This window comes from Subsaximicrobium wynnwilliamsii, assembly GCF_007997225.1.
Classification (GTDB): domain Bacteria; phylum Bacteroidota; class Bacteroidia; order Flavobacteriales; family Flavobacteriaceae; genus Psychroserpens; species Psychroserpens wynnwilliamsii.
This window is the reverse complement of record NZ_VORM01000002.1, coordinates 97,557-117,225: the sequence shown is the minus strand read 5'-3', so window position 1 is coordinate 117,225 and position 19,669 is coordinate 97,557. Positions and strand designations below refer to the sequence as shown.

22 protein-coding genes and 1 tRNA gene are annotated in these 19,669 nt (G+C 40.3%); 8 read left to right on the top strand and 15 right to left on the bottom strand.

Going from position 1 to position 19,669, the window contains the following annotated elements:
* Window positions 1–20 precede the first annotated feature (20 nt).
* From ESY88_RS01920 to msrB, 7 genes are all read right to left on the bottom strand, one after another.
* Window positions 21–506, bottom strand: coding sequence for a peptide-methionine (S)-S-oxide reductase (locus ESY88_RS01920; protein WP_317128651.1), 486 nt, complete (start codon window positions 504–506; stop codon window positions 21–23).
* A 26-nt stretch (window positions 507–532) separates the two neighbouring features.
* Window positions 533–814 (bottom strand): DUF427 domain-containing protein, encoded by a 282-nt coding sequence (locus tag ESY88_RS01915; RefSeq protein ID WP_147085209.1) that lies wholly within the window; start codon window positions 812–814, stop codon window positions 533–535.
* A gap of 187 nt (window positions 815–1,001) precedes the next feature.
* Window positions 1,002–1,496 carry a peptide-methionine (S)-S-oxide reductase MsrA gene (gene msrA / locus ESY88_RS01910; protein ID WP_147085208.1) on the bottom strand — a complete coding sequence of 165 codons (495 nt, stop codon included), beginning with the start codon at window positions 1,494–1,496 and terminating at the stop codon, window positions 1,002–1,004.
* Window positions 1,497–1,504: 8 nt separating this feature from the next.
* Window positions 1,505–1,732 carry a peptide methionine sulfoxide reductase gene (locus tag ESY88_RS01905; RefSeq protein WP_317128649.1) on the bottom strand — a complete coding sequence of 76 codons (228 nt, stop codon included), beginning with the start codon at window positions 1,730–1,732 and terminating at the stop codon, window positions 1,505–1,507.
* A gap of 26 nt (window positions 1,733–1,758) precedes the next feature.
* Window positions 1,759–3,321 (bottom strand): protein adenylyltransferase SelO, encoded by a 1,563-nt coding sequence (locus tag ESY88_RS01900; protein ID WP_147085206.1) that lies wholly within the window; start codon window positions 3,319–3,321, stop codon window positions 1,759–1,761.
* Between the two features lie 30 nt (window positions 3,322–3,351).
* A complete protein-coding gene (msrA, locus tag ESY88_RS01895) occupies window positions 3,352–3,903 on the bottom strand; it encodes a peptide-methionine (S)-S-oxide reductase MsrA (protein WP_147085205.1) in 552 nt (183 codons plus the stop codon).
* The gene (msrB, locus tag ESY88_RS01890) at window positions 3,903–4,364 is read right to left on the bottom strand and encodes a peptide-methionine (R)-S-oxide reductase MsrB (protein ID WP_147085204.1); all 462 of its coding nucleotides are present in this window, start codon (window positions 4,362–4,364) and stop codon (window positions 3,903–3,905) included. Before msrB ends, msrA (ESY88_RS01895) begins: the two co-directional genes overlap by 1 nt.
* A 262-nt stretch (window positions 4,365–4,626) precedes the next feature.
* On the opposite strand from msrB, the gene ESY88_RS01885 reads away from it, so the two are divergent.
* The 3 genes from ESY88_RS01885 (at window position 4,627) to ESY88_RS01875 (ending at window position 7,566) form a co-directional block, all read left to right on the top strand.
* Window positions 4,627–5,406, top strand: coding sequence for a DUF3108 domain-containing protein (locus ESY88_RS01885; RefSeq protein WP_147085203.1), 780 nt, complete (start codon window positions 4,627–4,629; stop codon window positions 5,404–5,406).
* 95 nt (window positions 5,407–5,501) lie between these two features.
* Window positions 5,502–5,837, top strand: coding sequence for a CD20-like domain-containing protein (locus ESY88_RS01880; protein ID WP_147085202.1), 336 nt, complete (start codon window positions 5,502–5,504; stop codon window positions 5,835–5,837).
* 148 nt (window positions 5,838–5,985) lie between these two features.
* A complete protein-coding gene (locus tag ESY88_RS01875; RefSeq protein ID WP_147085201.1) occupies window positions 5,986–7,566 on the top strand; it encodes a M28 family peptidase in 1,581 nt (526 codons plus the stop codon).
* A gap of 194 nt (window positions 7,567–7,760) precedes the next feature.
* On the opposite strand, the gene ESY88_RS01870 is transcribed toward ESY88_RS01875, so the two are convergent.
* The 6 genes from ESY88_RS01870 to ESY88_RS01850 all read right to left on the bottom strand — a co-directional run bounded on the left by ESY88_RS01870 (window position 7,761) and on the right by ESY88_RS01850 (window position 12,045).
* Window positions 7,761–7,836 (bottom strand) — tRNA-His (locus tag ESY88_RS01870).
* Window positions 7,837–8,088: 252 nt separating this feature from the next.
* Entirely contained in the window at window positions 8,089–8,172 is an 84-nt protein-coding gene (locus ESY88_RS21855) for a hypothetical protein (RefSeq protein WP_394343947.1), read from the bottom strand.
* Between the two features lie 130 nt (window positions 8,173–8,302).
* A complete protein-coding gene (locus tag ESY88_RS01865) occupies window positions 8,303–8,527 on the bottom strand; it encodes a DUF433 domain-containing protein (protein ID WP_147085200.1) in 225 nt (74 codons plus the stop codon).
* A 341-nt stretch (window positions 8,528–8,868) separates the two neighbouring features.
* Complete coding sequence (bshB1, locus tag ESY88_RS01860; protein ID WP_147085199.1) at window positions 8,869–9,585, bottom strand: bacillithiol biosynthesis deacetylase BshB1; 717 nt, start codon at window positions 9,583–9,585, stop codon at window positions 8,869–8,871.
* Between the two features lie 231 nt (window positions 9,586–9,816).
* Complete coding sequence (gene rlmF, locus ESY88_RS01855) at window positions 9,817–10,713, bottom strand: 23S rRNA (adenine(1618)-N(6))-methyltransferase RlmF (RefSeq protein ID WP_147085198.1); 897 nt, start codon at window positions 10,711–10,713, stop codon at window positions 9,817–9,819.
* Window positions 10,714–10,866: 153 nt separating this feature from the next.
* Entirely contained in the window at window positions 10,867–12,045 is a 1,179-nt protein-coding gene (locus ESY88_RS01850; protein WP_147085197.1) for a trans-sulfuration enzyme family protein, read from the bottom strand.
* A gap of 141 nt (window positions 12,046–12,186) precedes the next feature.
* Here ESY88_RS01850 and ESY88_RS01845 point away from each other — a divergent pair, with 141 nt between their 5' ends.
* The 3 genes from ESY88_RS01845 (at window position 12,187) to ESY88_RS01830 (ending at window position 14,171) form a co-directional block, all read left to right on the top strand.
* Window positions 12,187–12,858, top strand: coding sequence for an HAD family hydrolase (locus ESY88_RS01845; protein ID WP_147085196.1), 672 nt, complete (start codon window positions 12,187–12,189; stop codon window positions 12,856–12,858).
* 473 nt (window positions 12,859–13,331) lie between these two features.
* Window positions 13,332–13,739: a DUF2452 domain-containing protein gene (locus tag ESY88_RS01835; protein WP_147085194.1), complete on the top strand. Its 408-nt coding sequence runs from the start codon at window positions 13,332–13,334 to the stop codon at window positions 13,737–13,739.
* Window positions 13,740–14,171: a hypothetical protein gene (locus ESY88_RS01830; protein ID WP_147085193.1), complete on the top strand. Its 432-nt coding sequence runs from the start codon at window positions 13,740–13,742 to the stop codon at window positions 14,169–14,171.
* A gap of 10 nt (window positions 14,172–14,181) precedes the next feature.
* Here ESY88_RS01830 and mscL read toward each other — a convergent pair whose 3' ends face one another.
* Complete coding sequence (mscL, locus tag ESY88_RS01825; RefSeq protein ID WP_147129014.1) at window positions 14,182–14,622, bottom strand: large conductance mechanosensitive channel protein MscL; 441 nt, start codon at window positions 14,620–14,622, stop codon at window positions 14,182–14,184.
* A gap of 229 nt (window positions 14,623–14,851) precedes the next feature.
* Between mscL and ESY88_RS01820 the strand changes: the two genes are divergently transcribed.
* On the top strand, window positions 14,852–15,457 hold the full coding sequence (locus ESY88_RS01820; protein WP_147085191.1) for a transcriptional regulator: 606 nt from the start codon (window positions 14,852–14,854) through the stop codon (window positions 15,455–15,457).
* A complete protein-coding gene (locus tag ESY88_RS01815) occupies window positions 15,451–16,170 on the top strand; it encodes a DUF3307 domain-containing protein (protein ID WP_147085190.1) in 720 nt (239 codons plus the stop codon). The genes ESY88_RS01820 and ESY88_RS01815 overlap by 7 nt, the downstream gene beginning before the upstream one ends.
* Before the next feature lie 172 nt (window positions 16,171–16,342).
* On the opposite strand, the gene ccsA is transcribed toward ESY88_RS01815, so the two are convergent.
* Window positions 16,343–19,549 (bottom strand): cytochrome c biogenesis protein CcsA, encoded by a 3,207-nt coding sequence (gene ccsA / locus ESY88_RS01810; protein WP_147085189.1) that lies wholly within the window; start codon window positions 19,547–19,549, stop codon window positions 16,343–16,345.
* Between the last annotated feature and the right edge of the window lie 120 nt (window positions 19,550–19,669).

The window sequence follows — 19,669 nt, the reverse complement described above, 5'->3', positions numbered from 1 at the left end:
TTGAAATTGTTTGAATTGAATTATTTGATAGTTCTAATTTGGTACACCTCTGAAAATTGCTGCTGAAGCATCTTCAATTTTGGAGCGATATAGCGTTCACAAAACGGCTTGCTGGGATTTTTCTGATAATAATTCTGAATCGCTTCTCGGGAAGGTTCAAATGCTGAAAACTCCAAAACGCTAGTAATGATTTTTTCTGAAGCATTCGCTTTTATCCGATTCAAAGCCAGATTGACCTCAAATTTCTGTGCTTCGGAAAAAATGTAGATGGCAGAGCGGTATTTCGTTCTCATCGCATGGTTTGAGGCACTGTTGTGCGTCAATAAATGAATTTCCATCAAGACCTCCACCTTAATCACATCCTCATCAAAATGCACAATGACCGCTTCAGAAAAACTGGAATTCCCAGCAACCGAAGCCACATACCCCTGTTCCACTTTTTCAACGCCTTTCAGGGCTTGAAAAACGGCTTCCGTACACCAATGACACCCGCCTCCAAATGCTATTTTTACTAGATTTTTCAGAGCAAATTCTACTTTTTAATTTCAACACCTTTCCAAAAGGCAACGTGGTTTTTGATGGCTTTTGCCTTTTCCGAAGCCTCCGGATAATACCATGCCGCATCCTTGTTTTCTTTACCGTCCACCTCTAGGCTGTAGTAAGACGCTTTACCTTTCCATGGGCAACTGCTGTGCGTTTGACTGGGCTTAAAAAACTCGGTTTTGATACTGTCTTGGGGAAAATAGTGGTTGTTTTCCACGACCACCGTTTCATCGCTTTCAGCAATGACTTCATTGTTCCAAATTGCTTTCATAATTATCAAATTTTATTGTTTTCAATTCTTGATCCTAAATACCATGTATTTATGTTTGATTTTTAAAAAACGACTATTCTTACTGAAGACCAATACTTTATAAATCAGTCTCTTTCAGCTAAAAAAGTCGAATTTTGAAATTTACTGCTCATCGCTTTTCCAATAAATAAATAACGCTTCAAAGCGATTAGAGGAACGATTTATCAAATCTTTCAAAATGGCAGGTATAGCCATTCGGCTTTTTTTGCAAATAATCTTGATGTTCTGGCTCTGCCGCCCAAAATGTGGAATAAGGCTCTAAGGTAGTTACGGCATCTCCTTCCCATTTGTTGGAATCATCCACTATTTTTATTACCTCTTGCGCTTCTTGCTTTTCTTCTTCATTTTGAAAAAATATGGCCGACCTATAGCTCGAGCCCATGTCGTTACCTTGCTGATCCAGCGTTGTTGGATTGTGGATTCTAAAAAAATAGTCTAAAATTCGCTTAAAAGAGGTTTCATTTGGGTCGTAGGTGATTTCAATCCCTTCAGCGTGACCTGGATGGCTTCTATAGGTTGGATGTTCATTTTGGCCTCCAATGTAACCCACCTCGGTATCTATGATTCCGGGCCTTGTTCTAAAAAGGTCTTCCATGCCCCAAAAACAGCCTCCTGCTATGTATGCTTTTTTATAATCGCTCATTGTGTGTTTTATTTAATTAATTTATAGTTATTTAAAAAATCAGTAACCTTTACCACTGGCATTTCGCAGGGTTTAAGGATTTCCTTGCTAGTTGTAATATAATAATTTAAGCTTATAAAATCGCTGCCACCCAACTCTTCAGCAACTAGTTTAATGCTTTTGCCATTATTGAAATCGCTGCGGGTAACCGCGTATTTTTTTTCTTGATAAACCACTTTTGAATACCCAACAGCCAAAGCCCGTATCTTTTGAAGCAAGCCCATTAGGAACTGCAAGATAACATGGAACAGCCTACTTTATGTCGCGCCCATTCCGGACGCTTGGCGAACCATTTCTGATGTTCGGGTTGTTCATCATAGGGTCTTTTCAATAATTTGAAAAGCTCATCAATCGTTTCGTAATTGCCTTTATCGGCATCATCAATAGCGAGCTGAGCCATGTAATTGCGAAGCACGTATTTTGGATTCACTTGATTCATCTTCTCTTTTCGGTCTTCGGAAGTGTTTCGCTCCAGCTTCAGCCTTTTGGCATAGGCTTCGAACCATGCGTTCCATTGCTGTCTTATTTTATCGGAAACTTCATCGATACTGTAAAACGCATCTTGAACAACCTCTAAGCCTTCCGAAGGCTTTTCCGAAGAGAAATTAGCCAAATTTCTAAAGAAGATGCTCATATCGGTTTCGGTCAATTCTAAGTGCTGCTCCAAATCAGTGATTAAATAGGCATCGTCATGTTCTTGAATTGATAAGCCTAATTTAGACCGCATCATTTTCAAATAGCCAGCAAAATACTGGTCTCTAAAATCGTTTAAAATACGCTCCAAACCTTCAGTGTCTTCAATTGAGGGATACAGCGCATTTGCCAATTGATTGAGATTCCACAACAGCATATCGGGCTGGGCGCCATATTTGTAGCGCTTAAATTGGCGGTCGGTGGTGTTGGGTGTCCAGCCTTTTTCATAAGCCTCCAACCAACCGTATGGCCCGTAATCAATGGTCAAGCCCAAAATGGACATGTTATCTGTATTCATGACGCCATGCACAAAACCAACGCGCTGCCAATGGATGACCATCTCGAGACTGCGTTTGGCCACCTCCTCAAAAAAGGAAATGTAAGTCGCTTTTGAAGGCTTGCCCAACTGCGGAAAAAATTGAGCAATCGTATAATCGGTCAACTGTTTTAAAGTAGCATCGTCTTGTCTTGAAGTCAAGAGCTCAAAATTACCAAAGCGGATAAAACTTGGCGCTACCCTGCATACCACTGCGCCTTTCTCATAGCCTGGATGCCCATCATACATCACATCGCGAAGCACGAGATCGCCAGTAAGCGCCAAACTCAATGCTCGCGTGGTTGGAACGCCCAAATGAAACATCGCCTCGCTGCACAAATACTCCCGAATTGAAGAACGCAAAACCGCCAAACCATCGGCCGTTCTAGAATACGGAGTTTCGCCAGCGCCTTTCAATTGTAAAGCCCACTGCTGTTGATTTTGTGCTATCTCGAATAAATTAATCGCACGACCATCGCCCAATTGACCGGCCCAATGCCCAAATTGGTGTCCGCCATAACACATCGCATAAGGCTTGGTGTCTGGTAAGACAGCGTTGCCGGTAAAGAGTTTCAAAAATTCCTCAGACTCAGATTCTTCCGCTGAAATCCCCAAAGTTTCCAATAGCTCTGGCGATACATGAAGCAGTTTGGGATTTTTAGTGGCTTTGGGTTCCACATAAGAGAAACAGGCCTTGGCAACCTGTCTTCTGGTGTTTTCCGAAGATGGGTCTGCCGGTAATTGCTTGGTAAACGTGTTTTTTATGTTGAGCTTCATTCGTTTTGCATTAAGGCCTGCAGTATGAGATTATACAGGGATTGATTTCAACTTATCGGCATATCTACTGCGCAATGTTGCCAATTTTGGGGCGATGATCGCCTTGCAATAGCTTGCCGATGAATTGTTGGCATAATAATTTTGATGATATGCTTCAGCCGCGTGAAATTTTTCGGCAGGACTGATTTCAGTAGTTATGGGACGCTCCACATAGGCTGAGAATTCGTTCACAATGACAGATGCAATTTCCTTTTGAATGGCATTGCCATAATAAATAACCGAACGGTATTGTGACCCGAAATCAGCTTCACGGCCATTTGAGGTCGTGGGATCATGACTGCTCATAAAGATGTGCAACAAGTCGCGATACGAGATGCTATTGGCATCAAAGGTAACTTGAACAACTTCGGCATGGCCTGTTAACCCAGAACCGACTTCACGATAGGTTGGCGTTCCTGGCACGCTGCCACCAGCATACCCCGACACTACTTTAGTAACGCCCTTGAGCTCATTGAAAACAGCTTCGATACACCAAAAGCAGCCACCACCAACAATTAATTGTTCCAATTGCGTTTTAGCCATTAATGCGCCGGTTTTACCGATTTGTCCATAACCATGGATTCAGAATTGATGCAATAGCGCAGTCCATTTGGCTCAGGACCATCTGGGAACACGTGCCCTAAATGGGCATCGCACACATTGCACATCACTTCTACCCTAACCATACCAAATTTGGTGTCCTTTTCGTACTTGATGGCGTTTTTGGTGATGGGTTGTGTGAAACTTGGCCATCCCGAACTGGATTCAAACTTGATGGTCGAGTCAAATAATGACGTGTTGCAACACACACAATTGTATTGACCCTCATCATGAATGCTACACAGCGCGCCGGTTCCTGGAGCTTCGGTACCTTTTTGACGTGCGATTTTAAATTGTTCTGGAGTGAGCTCTTCTCGCCATTCGCTGTCTGATTTTTCTACGCGACGGTCTGGTTCTGGATTGCCTTTGACTGAATAATTGATAACATCTTTCCAAGTGAGCATATTTGTTTTGTTTTAGTGAATTTTAGTCTGATTGTTTCTGTCGTAATCGAAAGCTTCAAATTACATTGTGCCTTTTATAACCAACGGCAGCTTTTTAAGCATTACCAAGTTACGAAGTTTCGCATGCCCAATCGAAATCTTAGACATCATTTAAGAGGAATTTAGGATTTTTAGCTTCCGTTATTTCACAAAAATTATATTGAACGAAAAATAGGCAAGGCATTCGAATTAGTAGTATTTTCGTCGCCAAAACCTAAGCTAAATGAAACGCATTATTTTGAGTCTTGTACTACTCATTTCCGCGAAAGCGCTATCCCAAAACACCAGCATTGCCATTGGCGAAAAATTGACCTACAGTGCCTCCTACGTGATGTCTGGCCTACTTACAGATTTAGCAGAAGTGACTATGGAAACCAGCGAAGTAAACACTTCAAAATCCAAATTGATGAAGTTGAAATGCACCGCAGCCACCTACACCAAATGGGACAGTTTTTTCAAGATCAGGGATTTGTACGAGAGTTATGTGAGCCCAAGCAGTTTGACGCCCTATTTATACAATAGGGACATCAATGAAGGTGGCTACAACAAATTCATGAAATACAAGTTTGACCATAAAACCAATACAGTTGCCAGCCTAAAACGCAAGCTCAAGAAAGATGGCTCTACTGTTGAGGAAAAGAAAACGGTAAAAATTGGCAATGCTACGCGAGATCTGGTCACAACGCTCTATTACATTCGCAACATGGAGATTCACAAGGCCAAGATTGGGGACAATCAAAATTTTACCATTATTTTTGACAACAAAGAAATGGTCATCAATGTGAAATACCTCGGTAAAGAAACCTTAAATTCAGTACTCGGCAAAACGGAATGTTATAAATTGGCCATAAGTCTCAAAAACAGTGATGTATTGAAAGGCAACAATGACAACCTGATTTGGCTGAGTGCAGATGCCAACAAAATACCCATTTATGCCAAGTTCAAAATTGCTGTGGGCAGTGGCGAGCTTAAGTTGAAGCGCGCGAGTGGGATGTTGAATTGAGACCAATTCAGTTCGATGTTCAATGCCCTAAGATGGGCTGTTTGGATACCGATTAAAGATACAAATTGAGGCCAAGCCTCTAAGCATTAAAATTTATGAGACACGCACTTCTTATTTTAGGATTTATAGCCGCCGTTTTAGCGGTAGTTTTGGCGGTAACGCCTCTATCACAAATGTCGTTTATACCTGCCGTTGTTGCTCTTATTGCAGGAATCTTCGCGTTTTATATGGACAAAGATCGCTCCAAGAAAGCGGTGCAGCTCATTTTTATTTTAACCATTCTTTCCATAAGCCTTGCAACCTATAAAGGGGTATTCTCTAGCGCAGAAGTTGGCAATACCGAAGAATTAAAGCAAAAAGAGCAACAATTGGAAAATGAATCCATTGACGAACTAGAGGATTTGGATACTGAAGGCCTAGAAATTGAATAAATTTGACCACAATCAAATACTACCTAAATAGGCTCACGTGCTTCTCTATCTTTTAGGCTGTTAAACTTTGTTAAAAGGCAGCCAACTTAAAACAACGAATTGGCTAATTTTCGTAATATCGTAATACTAATATTTTAAAATAATTCACATGAAATTATCCTTAATCAGCTTGGCTTCAGCGCTTGTTCTGGCGGCTTGTGGCTCTTCAAACAGTTCTACTTCAAAAGAGAACGATAATAAAGTACCGGCCGACCCATCGGTTTACGCACAAACCATCACTTCAGATGAACTTAAAGAGATGCTTTACATCTATGCTTCAGATGAGTTTGAAGGCCGTGACACTGGCGAACCAGGACAGAAAATGGCGGTAAATTATCTCAAAGATCAATATGTGGCAATGGGAGTACCATCAGCCTATGGCGGCGATAATTATTTTCAAAATGTGCCTTTGGAGCGGCAAAAGTATCCAGAAGTTGCACTATCAGTCAACAACCAAAGCTTCGAGAATTTTGAGGATTATATCATTTTAGGTAATGTGCAAACTCAAGAATTGGACATTAACACTATCGTTTATGCGGGCTACGGGATTGATGCTAAAAATTATTCCGACTATACCGATTTGGACGTTAAAGGTAAAGTGGTGCTAGTAAAAGCGGGAGAGCCAAAAGATGAAAATGGCAACTATGTAACTTCTGGCGACACGAAAAATACCAAATGGATGAATGGCAGGCAAGAACCAGCCTCAAAACGTGATGCTGCAATGGAGCGTGGCGCAAAAGCCTTGATCTTTGTCAACCAGGATCTATTGGAGCAATACGGCCCTTATTTTAAACAAATGCAGCTTTCCAATAATTCTGGAAGTCTATCTTTAAAAGAAGAAAAAGAAGACGCCGCCATGGTTTTTATGATGGTAGGTAAAAAAATGGCAGATGCAATCGCTCCAAATATCATGGACGCGGATGAACCAAAAACCATAGACACGCAAATTACGGTTAGCTTGACCAGCCAATCAGAACAGGTTGCATCTGAAAACGTGCTAGCATTTATAGAAGGTTCTGAAAAACCAGATGAAATTTTGGTCATCTCAGCGCATTTAGACCATGAAGGCATCAAAAACGGTAAGGTTTACAATGGCGCTGATGATGATGGCTCTGGAACGGTTGCAATCGTAGAAATCGCTGAAGCGTTTAAAGCGGCACAAAAAGATGGTCATGGCCCTAAACGCTCTGTCTTGTTTCTTCATGTGACAGGCGAGGAAAAAGGCCTTTTGGGTTCAAAATACTATACAGACAACGATCCAGTATTTCCATTAAAAAATACGATTGCCAATTTAAACATCGATATGATTGGTAGAATCGACCCAGAGCGAGAAGGCGATCGCAATTACGTGTATTTGATTGGTAGTGATAAGTTGAGTACCGAATTACACAACATATCTGAAGAAGTCAATAACAAGTACACCAACATCACGTTGGATTACAAATTCAATGATGATAATGATCCCAATCGTTTTTATTACCGATCAGACCACTACAATTTCGCCAAGAACAATATTCCCGTGATTTTCTATTTCAACGGAACGCATGCCGATTACCATCAGCCTAGCGACACCGCAGACAAAATTGAATATGATCTTTTGGAAAACAGGGCCCGATTGGTGTTTTATACCGCTTGGGAACTGGCCAATAGAGCAGATCGAATTATTGCAGACAAAGCAGAAACGGAGTAATTCCAGTCCCACTTTAAAAACAGAAAAGCATTACCTCAATTTGGTAATGCTTTTTTTATGCTTAAGGTTTTCAATACTAGCATCTTCGCGCTGTTCGTCAATCCTTATTGATGATTTGACCGTATGATGGTCTCTTAGATCTAGCGAATGTATTGCACAAAAAAAGCTTCTCGTTTAAGAGAAGCTTATATTCTGGGTGGAAGACCGGTCTCGAACCGGCGACCTTCGGTACCACAAACCGACGCTCTAACCAACTGAGCTACAACCACCGTGTAAATTGGTCTGCAAATGTAATTGATTTCAGACGTATTACAAAGACTTTTTTTGAAATTATTAGGTGGATTTTATGCTAAGTTACACAATCGTGATTCGATCTTTGCCGATAAAAATAATTTGGATTCATACAATTCCTAAGCACGTAACATCGTCATACTTGGTAATGTTAACAAACTCACATATTTTGATGTGCTGCGTTTTGAGTAGATGAATAATACCGCGCGTAGTCATGTTCCCCGTTCTTAGCTAAATAATCTTTGGCGTACTGCCTTTCATGTTAGCAATATCAGCAAAATCAGAATCAAATGTAACACTTACAAAATTATTGATCCTAGCATAATTCCAAATATAATATCTAAAGCATCTTCTAGATTCAATTGCCTTACTTGTTTTGAATTTTTAAAAAGCTCATTAATTTTCTTAATGATTCTATGTGATATATTCTGATCAAACACTAAATTCACGAAACAATTCTTATTTTATTTTCTCTACTCGCTGCAAAAGACAAACAAGCTTTAATTGAATTTTCGTCCAATTCTGGAAAGTCTGCTATTATTTCATCGTTGGTCATGCCATTAGCTAACCAATTCAATACATCATAAACGGAAATTCTGGTGCCCTTTAAAATGGGTTTACCAAAGCGTTTGTTTGGGTCAATTGTAATGTATTTCGTGAAGTCAATCATTTTTCTTTTTTATCTAATTGACGATGAATTTTATAAACTGAAGACATCCCGTACTTGCATTAGAAATGTAAGAAACCCACTTACCCTCCTAAAATTGAAGACCCATTGGCTTTATCGCAATCTTAAAACATTTCGAACCTATTCCATTTTTCATCTCCAGTCTTCAGTCTTCAGGCTCCCGTCTCCAGTCTTCAGTCTCCAGTCTCCAGTCTTCAGTCTCCAGTCTTCAGTCTCCAGTCTTCAGTCTCCAGTCTTCGGTCTCCAGTCTCCAGTCTTCAGTCTTCCGTCTTCCGTCTTCCGTCTTCCGTCTTCCATCTTCCATCTTCCGTCTTTCAAAAAAATTACCTCAAATCAAACAAACTATCTACCGCAATGTGCCGGTCGGCTGTGAAGCCTTCAGCATATTCCACACCAATCAATCGGCCTAAATCTCGGGCGCGGTACAAAATACTGTCGCTAAAATTCTTGCTCGAAATTGGAGTTTGTGGTTCTTTACTTTCCGGATTGAAGAATTGGGTTTTGTAGGCCAAAACCGATTTCATTTTTGTGTCTTCAAAGCCTGTAATATCTACTATTATTTCGGGAGTAATATTTTTCCACTGTATGTAATGGTACACTTGTTTTGGACGCCATTTTTCTTGAAGCTCGCCTTCTGCTTGGGTTTCGATTTTTGTGAGCCCGCTTAAGAAACAAGCATCGCTTACCAATTGACTCGCTTTCCCATGGTCGATATGCCTATCGTGGATGGCGTTGCAGATGACGATTTCGGGTTGGTATTTTCGTATCATCCTTATGACCTCCAGTTGATGGGTTTTATCATTGATGAAAAACCCGTCGGCAAATCCCAAGTTCTCCCTTATTGAAACGCCTAAAATCGCTGCCGCATCCTTTGCTTCTTCATCTCGTGTTTTCTCGGTACCTCTGGTGCCCAACTCGCCTCTTGTGAGATCAACGATGCCCACCTTTTTACCATTGGCCACCTCTTTGGCGAGGGTGCCAGCGCAACTGAGTTCTATATCATCTGGATGTGCGCCAAAGGCTAATATATCTAATTTCATTTGTGATATTTTAATTACGTAATCGCATGGATCTCTAAAAACTCAATGTTGTCCCCTACAGACTTGCATTTACTCGCAGAAATGAGCTTCGATTAATGTCGTGCCCATCTGCGGTGCCATTTCTAGATATGCGCACTTTTTTTAGGATAAGAGCACTTCAAAATCCATAGTTGTGAACAGGAAAGGTAGCTCAAAGTCAATGTATTCTAGATAAAAATGCCTATTATGAAATCACTTCTTTGGATTCCATTTCTTTTGTGCTTCCTCAGACAGGAAAGTCCATGCCACAACTCTACTCACTTTATTTCCTAGCTTCATTTCCAAAACTTTGATTTGTGTCGCCCCCAATTTCTTTAGGGAGGCTTGCATGGATTTGACCAAAGCATGTTTTGACACCAAACTGGTGTACCAAAAGCAATTGGTTTTTAATAGTGAACTCTGGTACAAATAATTATGTAAATAGGCCTTTTCGCCGCCAGGATAACACAATTCTTTTGCCGTACCACTAAAGTTTCTAAGCGTGGTATTTGCATTAGAACCCAGGCCCTTCAGTTTTTGCAGGTTTTTTTCTTCCGCTTCTGCTTCATCCTTAAAGAATGGCGGATTGCACATACTTGCTGAAATTTGTTCCGAAGGTTTCAAAATTCCCGTAAGAATGTGTTGGTGGTTGTCTTGAAAACGCAGCGTTATGGCATTCTCCAAGCTATTTTTTTTGACGATTTTTTCCGCAGTTTTAAAGGCAGGCTTATCCGTTTCGGAGGCGATGAATTTCCAGCCGTATTCCGCATTACCCAACAACGGATAAATACAAGTGGCGCCTGTGCCTAGATCTAAAATTGTAATGTTTTCGTTTATTCCAGATGTTTTCAGCAAATCATTCAGCAAATGAATGTATTCTACACGTCCTGGAATGGGCGGACATAAATTATCATCTGGAAATGACCAATACTCAATCTTATAATGCGCTTTCAGCAAAGCAGTATTGAGCGCCTTTACCGCTTTGGGGTTGGCAAAATCGATGGTTTCTGTTCCGTATTGATTTGTGAATACAAATTCAGCCAAATTTGGCATCTGTTCTGTAAGCAGCTTAAAATCGTAAGGTTTTTTATGTGCGTTGTTTTTGTTCAAAATAAAGTATTGATTAACTATTAATCGGTTGGTTTATCGGGATGGATGAAATGAAAAGGGCAAATCGGATGTAACTCCAAACAGATTCATTTCCAAACTAAAATGGCAAAGGCGATCATCATAGGCAAATGCTTGGATGTTTCCTTTTTCATCTCAATGTTTTTCCATTTGTTTTTCGCTTTTTTCAACCCTTGCAATCGCTTGTGAAATATCCTGTTTCAAATCTCTGAAGGTTTCTATACCTACTGAAAATCGTATCAAACGGTCACTGATCCCTATGGCTTCACGCTGTTCTGAGCTTAGCAAAGCATGCGAGGTTTTACAAGGCAAAAGCATGGTGCTTTCAACACCTGCCAGACTCATTGAGGATTTGATGATTTGAAGCTGTTTTTGAAATTGGATGGCATCAATGCCTTCTACCAACTCAAAAGAAAGCATGCCTCCAAAGCCTTTCATTTGGGATTTTGCCAACGCGTGTTCTGGATGCGTTTTGAGACCGGGGTAAAAAACATTGGCCACTGCATCGTGTTTATTGAGAAATTTCGCCATTTTGAGCGCATTCTTGTTTTGTGCCTTTACCCGAAGCGCCAAGGTCTTCATGCTGCGCTCCAACATCCAAACGGTCATGTCGCTTAAGCTACCGCCAAGATTCTTGGCCACATTCCAAATGCGATGCATGTGTTCGCTGGAACCTGCCACCGCGCCTGCCAAAATATCACTGTGACCGCCTAAATATTTGGTGGCCGAGTGCATGACGAGGTCAATGCCAAAATCTATAGGTGTTTGATTTATAGGGCTCGCAAAGGTATTATCAATCATGGAAACCAGTCCCTTAGAACTCGCCAAATCTGCCACCGCTTTTATATCTGTGATCGTCAATAAAGGATTTGAAGGCGTCTCAATGTAAATAACCTTGGTGTTTTCTTGAATGGCTGCCTCAAAATCGGCAACCTGATAGCCATTGGTAAACGTGAATTCTATGCCATATTTTGGGAATTCCTCCCGTATAAAATTAGAGGTGCCACCATAAAGCGTGTTTTGTACCACAATATGATCGCCTTGCTTTAAGAAGGCCAAAAACATGGTGCTAATCGCCGCCATGCCGCTGCCAAAGATCAAGGCGGCTTCGGTATGCTCTAAAGCTGCGATTTTTTTAGCGAGATGTTCTTGGTTGGGCGTATTGAAATAACGTGGATAGCGCTTTACCTCCACATCGTCAAACTCGTATGAGGTGGACATGTAAATGGGAGAAATAGCGCCTTTAAACTGTTTGTCCTCAATTTCACCAACGTGGGTGCAAATGGTATTTAATCCTAAAGTTTTCTTTGGCATTTTTACAATGTTTTAAAGGTCTAAAGTTAAGGAAAAGAATGCTATTTGTCGGACTAAATTGCGCCTAGACAAATAATTTTAAATGTATTGATAATCAGCCTCTAATTTTTTATATTCGTAAACCTAACTAAATCATCCCTTATGTTTAAAGCTGTACTATTCGATATGGACGGAGTTATTGTTGACACCGAGCCCCTTCACCGAAAGGCCTATTATCAAATGTTCGATGCCGTTAATATTGAAGTTTCCGAAGCATTATATGCATCCTATACGGGACAGTCGACGTTTAATATTTGCGAAAGCGTCATTGCTCATTTCAAATTGCACTTAGGGCCTCGAACTTTGGTGGATATGAAGCGTGATAATTTTAAGACACTGTTCGAGAATGACAGCTCACTTCAGTTATTGGAGGGCGCTTTAGAACTTATCAAAGATTACCATCGCCACGGAATGACTCTAGTTCTAGCATCATCTGCCTCCATGAACAATATCAATAGGATTTTTGAACGTTTTGATCTCAATCCATATTTCGTTGGAAAGGTGAGCGGTGCCGATCTCAAAGCTTCCAAACCCGATCCGGAAATTTTTGTCAAAGCTGCTGAATTATCTGGCCATTCAAAAAATGAGTGTATGGTCATTGAAGATTCGACAAATGGCATCAATGCTGCAAAAGCTGCCGAAATATTTTGTATCGGTTATGATGCCTTACATTCTAAAGATCAAGATTACTCAAATGCAGATTTGGTAATTTCTAATTTTGATGAAATTTCAGTCAAAAACTTGGCCAACTTAAGCTTAAGTAGAGCCGTTTAGATGCATTGCTCTAAAAATGTAGTGTTTTGTGCTCAAGTAGGTGTGGTAAATAAAATTTGAAGTGATCACAACAAAAAGCGAGTCACTAGTCCTCTTTATCGATGCGGTTATAGGCCCGAATAATCAGTATCGCCCAAATGACCACGAGGAAAGAAACGAGACCCGATAACCAGAAAACAATGTCATTAGCGTCCATTAGTGATTTGATTTATAAAGATGACAATTCCCAAAATCGTCGGAGCCCAAAGCCCAATGAAAATTCCGTGTAATTGATCTCCAGTTAAAAACAGATACTCCGCTACAATAATAATTACTGCACAGAGCACCAAAATCAATAGGTTAGCGAGACCTATTTTCTTATAAAAACCCATAAATACTTAAATTCAGAATACGAAGTTAACAAAACTTTAAGGTTTAATTGACGGTATTCAAAATATTAGGTGCTGTATCTTTACAAAAAAAAACACAAAGTAATGTCTGAAAAGAAAAAGCCAGATCAAGTGGTCTTCAATGAATCCTCCCAAACCTACGACGCTGCGCTAAAACCATACGCCACCAATGTTGGAGCACCAGCCATTAAAGCGACCAATACCACCACTTGGAAAAACAAGAATATCTACAAGGCCAATAAACAAATCAAGGCCAAATATCTTGAGCTGAAGGCTGAGTTTGATAAAATGACCGAATCGCTTGAATACAATAATTTAGTTTACAGCGCCCGCTTTAATTTTGAACCTATTATTGGGGAAACTTACCATTTATATCGCGATAAAAACGAAGAACCCTTTTTGTCCATCCTCGCTCCCAACGATTGTAATTTTGATTTTGTGGGTAGCTTTTATCTGAATTCTGAATTACTTTGGAAAAAGATTGAGGACTAAATGACACTAGAGCTGCTGCGAATTCTATTGGATTTTGGCCTTGTCGTACTCATTTGGATGGTACAACTGCTTATCTACCCTAGTTTTATTCATTTTTCTTCAACAAATCTTATCGCTTGGCATAAAGTATATACCAAAAATATGGCGCTTGTTGTAATGCCATTGATGCTGGGTCAATTGGTTGTGTACTCCGCGAGTTTTATTCAAGAGCAAAACAGTTTCAATACGCTTGGTTTTGTGTTGACCCTTATTTTGTGGGCAAGCACGTTTTTTCAATTTGTTCCCTTGCACAATGCCATCTCAAAAAATCAATTTACAGCAGACCACTTGAAACTGCTGGTTAAACGCAATTGGATACGCAGCTTTTTATGGAGCGTCTTGTTCGTTTTGAGCCTTTTAGAGTATGCCTCGCTTCTACCCAAATTCTTCTAATCGGGCAATGTTATTTATTTTTTAGAAGGCTGTTTTGCTCTTTCATTAAATTGGTAAGCTCTGAAAGTAGTGCGATATCCTTAGGTGTTTTTACTACTGTATTTTTAGGATCTTCTGCTTTATCCTTTAATCGGTTCATCGCTTTGACCACTATAAAAACGGTAAGGCCAACGATAAGAAAATCCAAAGTGGTTTCAAACAAAAACCCGTATTCAATGGCAACTTCCTGAGTTGTGATCGTTCCCTTGGCATCTGTAATTGCGTCCCGGAGAACGTATTTTCTATCTTGAAAATTTAATCCATCGGTCATTAATGACAATGGCGGCATAAAAATCTTCTTTACCAATACATCAATTACACTATTAAAAGAGGCACCAATGATGATACCAATGGCCATATCCATCATGTTGCCCTTAACTGCAAATTCTTTAAATTCTTTGAAAAATTTCATACCCTTAATTTTAAGTTTACAAAAATAGAGTTTTACTTAGATAAACAATTGAGAGGCTGAAGATCGTTCAATGCTTTTTTTCAGCACTCACCTCTTAACGTTTAAAACAGCGTATTTATAAGCCTAGGCCATACTAAAGCCTTATATAATCTTAAACGATTATAACTTAAAATATAATTATAATCGATAATAATTATTACGGCTCAGATTTTTAGAATATATTTACGACATGACAACAGCCATTATCACAGGTGATATCATAAAATCCCAAGGTCAAGACCCAGAGCATTGGATGGAAACCCTCAAAAGCACACTAAGCAATTTTGGGAAATCTCCCAAGAATTGGGAGCTCTACCGTGGTGATAGTTTTCAATTGGAAACTACACCCAAAACTGCCTTATACGCTGCATTGCTCATCAAGGCACATCTCAAGCAATATAGCAATTTGGAAGTAAGACTGGCAATTGGCATAGGAGAAAAAACTTTCGAGACCAACAAGATCACCGAGTCCAACGGATCGGCATTTGTAAACTCAGGCATCTGTTTTGAAAACCTCAAAAAGAACACACTTGCCATCAAAACACAGCATGAGCACTTGAATCACAGTCTAAACCTTATGTTTGAATTGGCCAGTTTGACCATTGCCAATTGGACCTCAGCAGTAGCCGAGCTCATCGCCTATGCCTTAGCGCATCCAGACCACAACCAACAACGCATCGCCAAGCATCAAAAGACAACACAAAGTAATGTGAGCCAAGGTTTAAAACGTGGTGGTTTTGATGAACTTTCAAAACTGCTTCAGTATTACCAAACGCAAATCGAAACCTTATGTTAAGCTTATTCATAAAACTCATATTGGCGCATCTCATAGGCGACTTCTTACTTCAGCCCGAAAAATGGGCCAAACATAAAGCCAAACACAAGTTAGGTTCAAAATACCTCTATTGGCATTTGCTGGTGCATGCCATCGCACTGCTGGTGGTGCTTCAATTTAATGTTGAGTATTGGTTAGCCTTCTGCATCATAATAAGCAGTCATTTTTTTATAGATGTTGCCAAAGCACAATTTAAAACCAAGAAAAACAGCCGCTTGCTGTTCGCACTCGATCAACTGGCACATCTTAGTGTGATTGCATTGGTGGTAGAGGTTTATACACCTTACCTCAATAAGATCAGCGCTATAGATTACAACCAAGCTTTATTACTTACAGCCTCTATAATAGCAGTGACCTCAACATCTTCGATAATCATGAAGACCATAATTTCAAAATGGAACATCGATGAAGACGCAGGAAAAGAGCACTCTCTCGAACATGCTGGGGCTTACATTGGTATTTTGGAGCGCCTTTTTGTGTTTTTATTTGTAGTGCTTCAGTTTTGGGAAGGTATCGGATTTCTGTTGGCCGCCAAATCCATCTTTAGATTTGGCGATCTCTCCAGATCAAAAGACAGGAAGCTCACTGAATACGTACTTATTGGCAGCTTGATAAGTTTCGGCCTTGCCATGTTGATTGGCTTGCTTTATCTAAAAATAGCCAGAGAACTTTAAATGCAAGTAGGCTCATTGAAGTTGAAGCTTTTAAAAATAGAAATCTCTACGGAAGGCTAATCGCTAAAAGTCACACTTACCAAATTGAGCAGTTCAAGCAAAACCCAAAGCTCAAACTAGCAACCTTGAGCCTTGAACCTTGAACTTTAAACCCTGAACCTGAGCTTCCTGACTATTTTCGGTAGTATTTATCGTATTTTCTGAATGCTAAAATACTAATCACCGCCAAGACCAAAAGTGTGATGGCAATAATATTGAAACTCGCAATCTGTTGACCAGATTGGTAAGAATGCAATCCAGAAAGATAGAAATTCACGCCAAAATAGGTAAATAGAATACTCGCAAAGGCAATGATTGATCCCAAATTAAATCCAAAACGACCGCGAAGTCCAGGAATCAATCGCATGTGAATCACAAAAGCATAAATCATGATACTTATCAAAGCCCAGGTTTCCTTAGGATCCCAACCCCAATAACGACCCCAACTTTCGTTGGCCCACATACCTCCCAAGAAGTTTCCTATAGTTAACATGACCAAACCAACAGTCAATGACATTTCATTGATAAGGGTCAACTCTTTAATATTGAGCAACATTTTTTCCTTGTTCTTTTTCGTAGTAAAAATCATGAGAAACAACACGGTTACCCCCAAGATCATACTCAAAGCAAAAGGGCCGTAACTCCCCACAATCACTGCAACGTGAATCATCAACCAATAACTATCCAAAACTGGTTGCAAGGTTGAGATTGCGGGATCCATCCAGTTCATGTGTGCCACCATCAAGATCATTGCGGTCACAAAGGCAGTGGCAGCAAGTGTGAGCTTGCTATCTTTACCAAAGGCCAAACCAAAGAACATTGTAGCCCAAGCCACGTAGATCATCGACTCATAGGCATTACTCCATGGGGCGTGACCCGAAATGTACCAACGTACAATCAATCCAGCGGTATGAACAATAAACAATAAAAGAATAACAATCCCCAGCCCATTTACGGTATGCTTGACGAGCTTACTATTCGATTTGAAAATTTGAATAATCAATACAATGAACATAATTGCGCCGGCAAGCAGGTAATACGTGTACAAGGATTTGAATATGTCGTATTTATTATATAAAATTTCAGCATCGATTTTTTTATCAGAAAGCATGACCTCACTACCCAATTTTGCCTGACTTCGCTTGAAGCCCTCCAACAATCGATTCGCAGTGACGTAATCCCCAGATTGTTTCGATTTATACAATTCGCTGATATAATAATTAAAGCTGTTCTCAATGAATTTTCCGTAGAGCGTGTCTTTGATTTGGGATTCATATTTCTCCTTGTACTCCACAGAGGAAATCCAGGTATTATTATCATCATTTGGCACAGGAAAAATCTTCATCGAACGTCCTTCCACTGTATTAAAAAGTAAACTCACGCGTTGATCGGCCTCGATGAGTTGGGTTTGATAACCGTTTGGCACTTGCGCTTTATAGGCGTTCGGCAAATAATCGGCCAATTTGTAACTACCATCTTCGTTGAGAAAATCGGTCAAGGCTGCATACTTTTGACTTTCATCAATCCCAATAATATGTCTCAAGGAATCTGCCTTGCGTTTTGCTAAATAAATGACAGGAACGTTGTACCAGAACAACGGACTTTCCTGCATGGAGAGCATGACTTGATTGGCATCAAAATCTTCGTATTGTTCACTTTTGCTCAACTTACGCAACACTTCCGAAGCATAGGTATCCATGGGCATCATACGACCGCTATAGTCTTGGATTACCAATTGGGCAAAGGCATCGGCATGTTCTTTTGGGACGATGTTAGACCGAATTACCGAATCTATTTGAGCTTTGCTCGGTTTTTGGATTTCTATTTTCTCAGCGTGACCATGCCCGTCATCATCGGAATGTTCTTGTGCAAATCCCGTCATTCCGAAGCATAACACGAGTAGCGTCATGATCTTTGATTTTTTGGCTTTTATTTTTGCCAACATGCGCTTAAGATCTGCAAATCGTGTTTTGCGGTCAAACAGAATGGCCATGAGACCAAAATAAAGCAGCATATAACCCGCATAAGTGACCCAAGTACCCCAACGATCGTGGTTCACAGAAAGACGCGTACCTAACTCATCAGGATCAAAACTCGCCTGAAAAAAGCGGTAACCACTTTGATCAAGCACATTATTCATGAAAATCTTATAATCATAGTCGCCTTTATCACTGTTCAAAACAGTGACTTCACTGGAATAGGCCGAAAAACTATTCTCAGTACCCGGGAAGCGCTCGGCAACAAAATCATTCAGCTTGATGCTAAATGGCAGTTCTTTGGTAGCCGACCCATATTTCATCGAAATATCCAAACCACCAACATTGGCCTGCTCAAAACGGCCGTCCATATATTGTGCCCCAATGAGATTGAGTCTTTTCGTTTCACCATTAGCCGTTACTTTCATGACCACACCTGATTCAACGTTTCTCAACAACTCCGATTTTTTAACGATTCCAAATTCTCCTTTGGTCACAGGGTTTGGAAACACCATAGACATTTCAGCCATTTGGTATCGCGACCTCAGCACCAAGGGTTGAATGGAATCTTTTACCACGGTGCCAGTGGCTCTAGTAGCCATGGTCATGTAATCCCCTTCAAATGGAGATTCTATAAAAATACCGTCATCATTTGTGCTAATATTTATAGCGCCAGGTTTCGGGTTATTTAATGTAAAAACCACGTTATGTATCAATTCATCATCACCATCCTTGATAAAATGGTTGTGTGAGGTGCCTTCGCCAGCTTCTACAAGCTTGAGGTAACTCTCGCCAGTATCACCAGGAATCACATCCAATTCTGCATTCTCTAAAAAGCGCTCCACTTCGAAGCTTACAGGGGAACCATTATAATCACTAGTGAAAGTAAGATCATTATTCAAGCGTTCAGAAAAATCGACACGCTCTTGTACAACTTTCCGCTGTAACTGCCCATTGACTTCCAAATCCCCATCGATATAGGCGGTCAAAAACACATCCCGTGTGAGAATGGTATTTTCAGTTGCTCCTTCACGAATTGGCATCCAACCTTCAAAACCGATGTATCGTGTTATACCGGCTCCAACCAATATGAGGATAAAGGACAAATGCAGCGTCAAAGTCGCCCATTTTTCCTTCCGAAAAAGACGGTATCTAAAGATGTTACCAATAAAATTTATCACGAATAATAACATGATCATCTCAAACCACCAGGCGTTATAAATGTAATGTCTTGTGAAGGGTGTAGGCGACGTCTCTTGTCCAGCATCCAGAAAGGTTCCCACGATCATGGCGATAGCGTAAACAATAAATAAAGTACCGGTAAGACGGGTCGAAAACAGAATATTGGCAAGTTTCTTTTGCATGGTAGAGAGGCTTCATTATAAGTTTTGCAAAGGTAACTAATTTAGTTTATTTACTAAAGCAGCAAAGGCCTCAATAATGTGTTAATTATTGCTGTTTTCTGCGTTTTGTTTTAGGTAATA

Coding starts and splice junctions, on each gene's coding strand:
- ESY88_RS01915 (WP_147085209.1), bottom strand. CDS start 814: ATGAAAGCAATTTGGAACAATGAAGTCATTGCTGAAAGCGATGAAACG.
- msrA (WP_147085208.1), bottom strand. CDS start 1,496: ATGAGCGATTATAAAAAAGCATACATAGCAGGAGGCTGTTTTTGGGGC.
- ESY88_RS01900 (WP_147085206.1), bottom strand. CDS start 3,321: ATGAAGCTCAACATAAAAAACACGTTTACCAAGCAATTACCGGCAGAC.
- msrA (WP_147085205.1), bottom strand. CDS start 3,903: ATGGCTAAAACGCAATTGGAACAATTAATTGTTGGTGGTGGCTGCTTT.
- msrB (WP_147085204.1), bottom strand. CDS start 4,364: ATGCTCACTTGGAAAGATGTTATCAATTATTCAGTCAAAGGCAATCCA.
- ESY88_RS01885 (WP_147085203.1), top strand. CDS start 4,627: ATGAAACGCATTATTTTGAGTCTTGTACTACTCATTTCCGCGAAAGCG.
- ESY88_RS01880 (WP_147085202.1), top strand. CDS start 5,502: ATGAGACACGCACTTCTTATTTTAGGATTTATAGCCGCCGTTTTAGCG.
- ESY88_RS01875 (WP_147085201.1), top strand. CDS start 5,986: ATGAAATTATCCTTAATCAGCTTGGCTTCAGCGCTTGTTCTGGCGGCT.
- ESY88_RS01865 (WP_147085200.1), bottom strand. CDS start 8,527: ATGATTGACTTCACGAAATACATTACAATTGACCCAAACAAACGCTTT.
- bshB1 (WP_147085199.1), bottom strand. CDS start 9,585: ATGAAATTAGATATATTAGCCTTTGGCGCACATCCAGATGATATAGAA.
- ESY88_RS01850 (WP_147085197.1), bottom strand. CDS start 12,045: ATGCCAAAGAAAACTTTAGGATTAAATACCATTTGCACCCACGTTGGT.
- ESY88_RS01845 (WP_147085196.1), top strand. CDS start 12,187: ATGTTTAAAGCTGTACTATTCGATATGGACGGAGTTATTGTTGACACC.
- ESY88_RS01835 (WP_147085194.1), top strand. CDS start 13,332: ATGTCTGAAAAGAAAAAGCCAGATCAAGTGGTCTTCAATGAATCCTCC.
- ESY88_RS01830 (WP_147085193.1), top strand. CDS start 13,740: ATGACACTAGAGCTGCTGCGAATTCTATTGGATTTTGGCCTTGTCGTA.
- mscL (WP_147129014.1), bottom strand. CDS start 14,622: ATGAAATTTTTCAAAGAATTTAAAGAATTTGCAGTTAAGGGCAACATG.
- ESY88_RS01820 (WP_147085191.1), top strand. CDS start 14,852: ATGACAACAGCCATTATCACAGGTGATATCATAAAATCCCAAGGTCAA.
- ESY88_RS01815 (WP_147085190.1), top strand. CDS start 15,451: ATGTTAAGCTTATTCATAAAACTCATATTGGCGCATCTCATAGGCGAC.
- ccsA (WP_147085189.1), bottom strand. CDS start 19,549: ATGCAAAAGAAACTTGCCAATATTCTGTTTTCGACCCGTCTTACCGGT.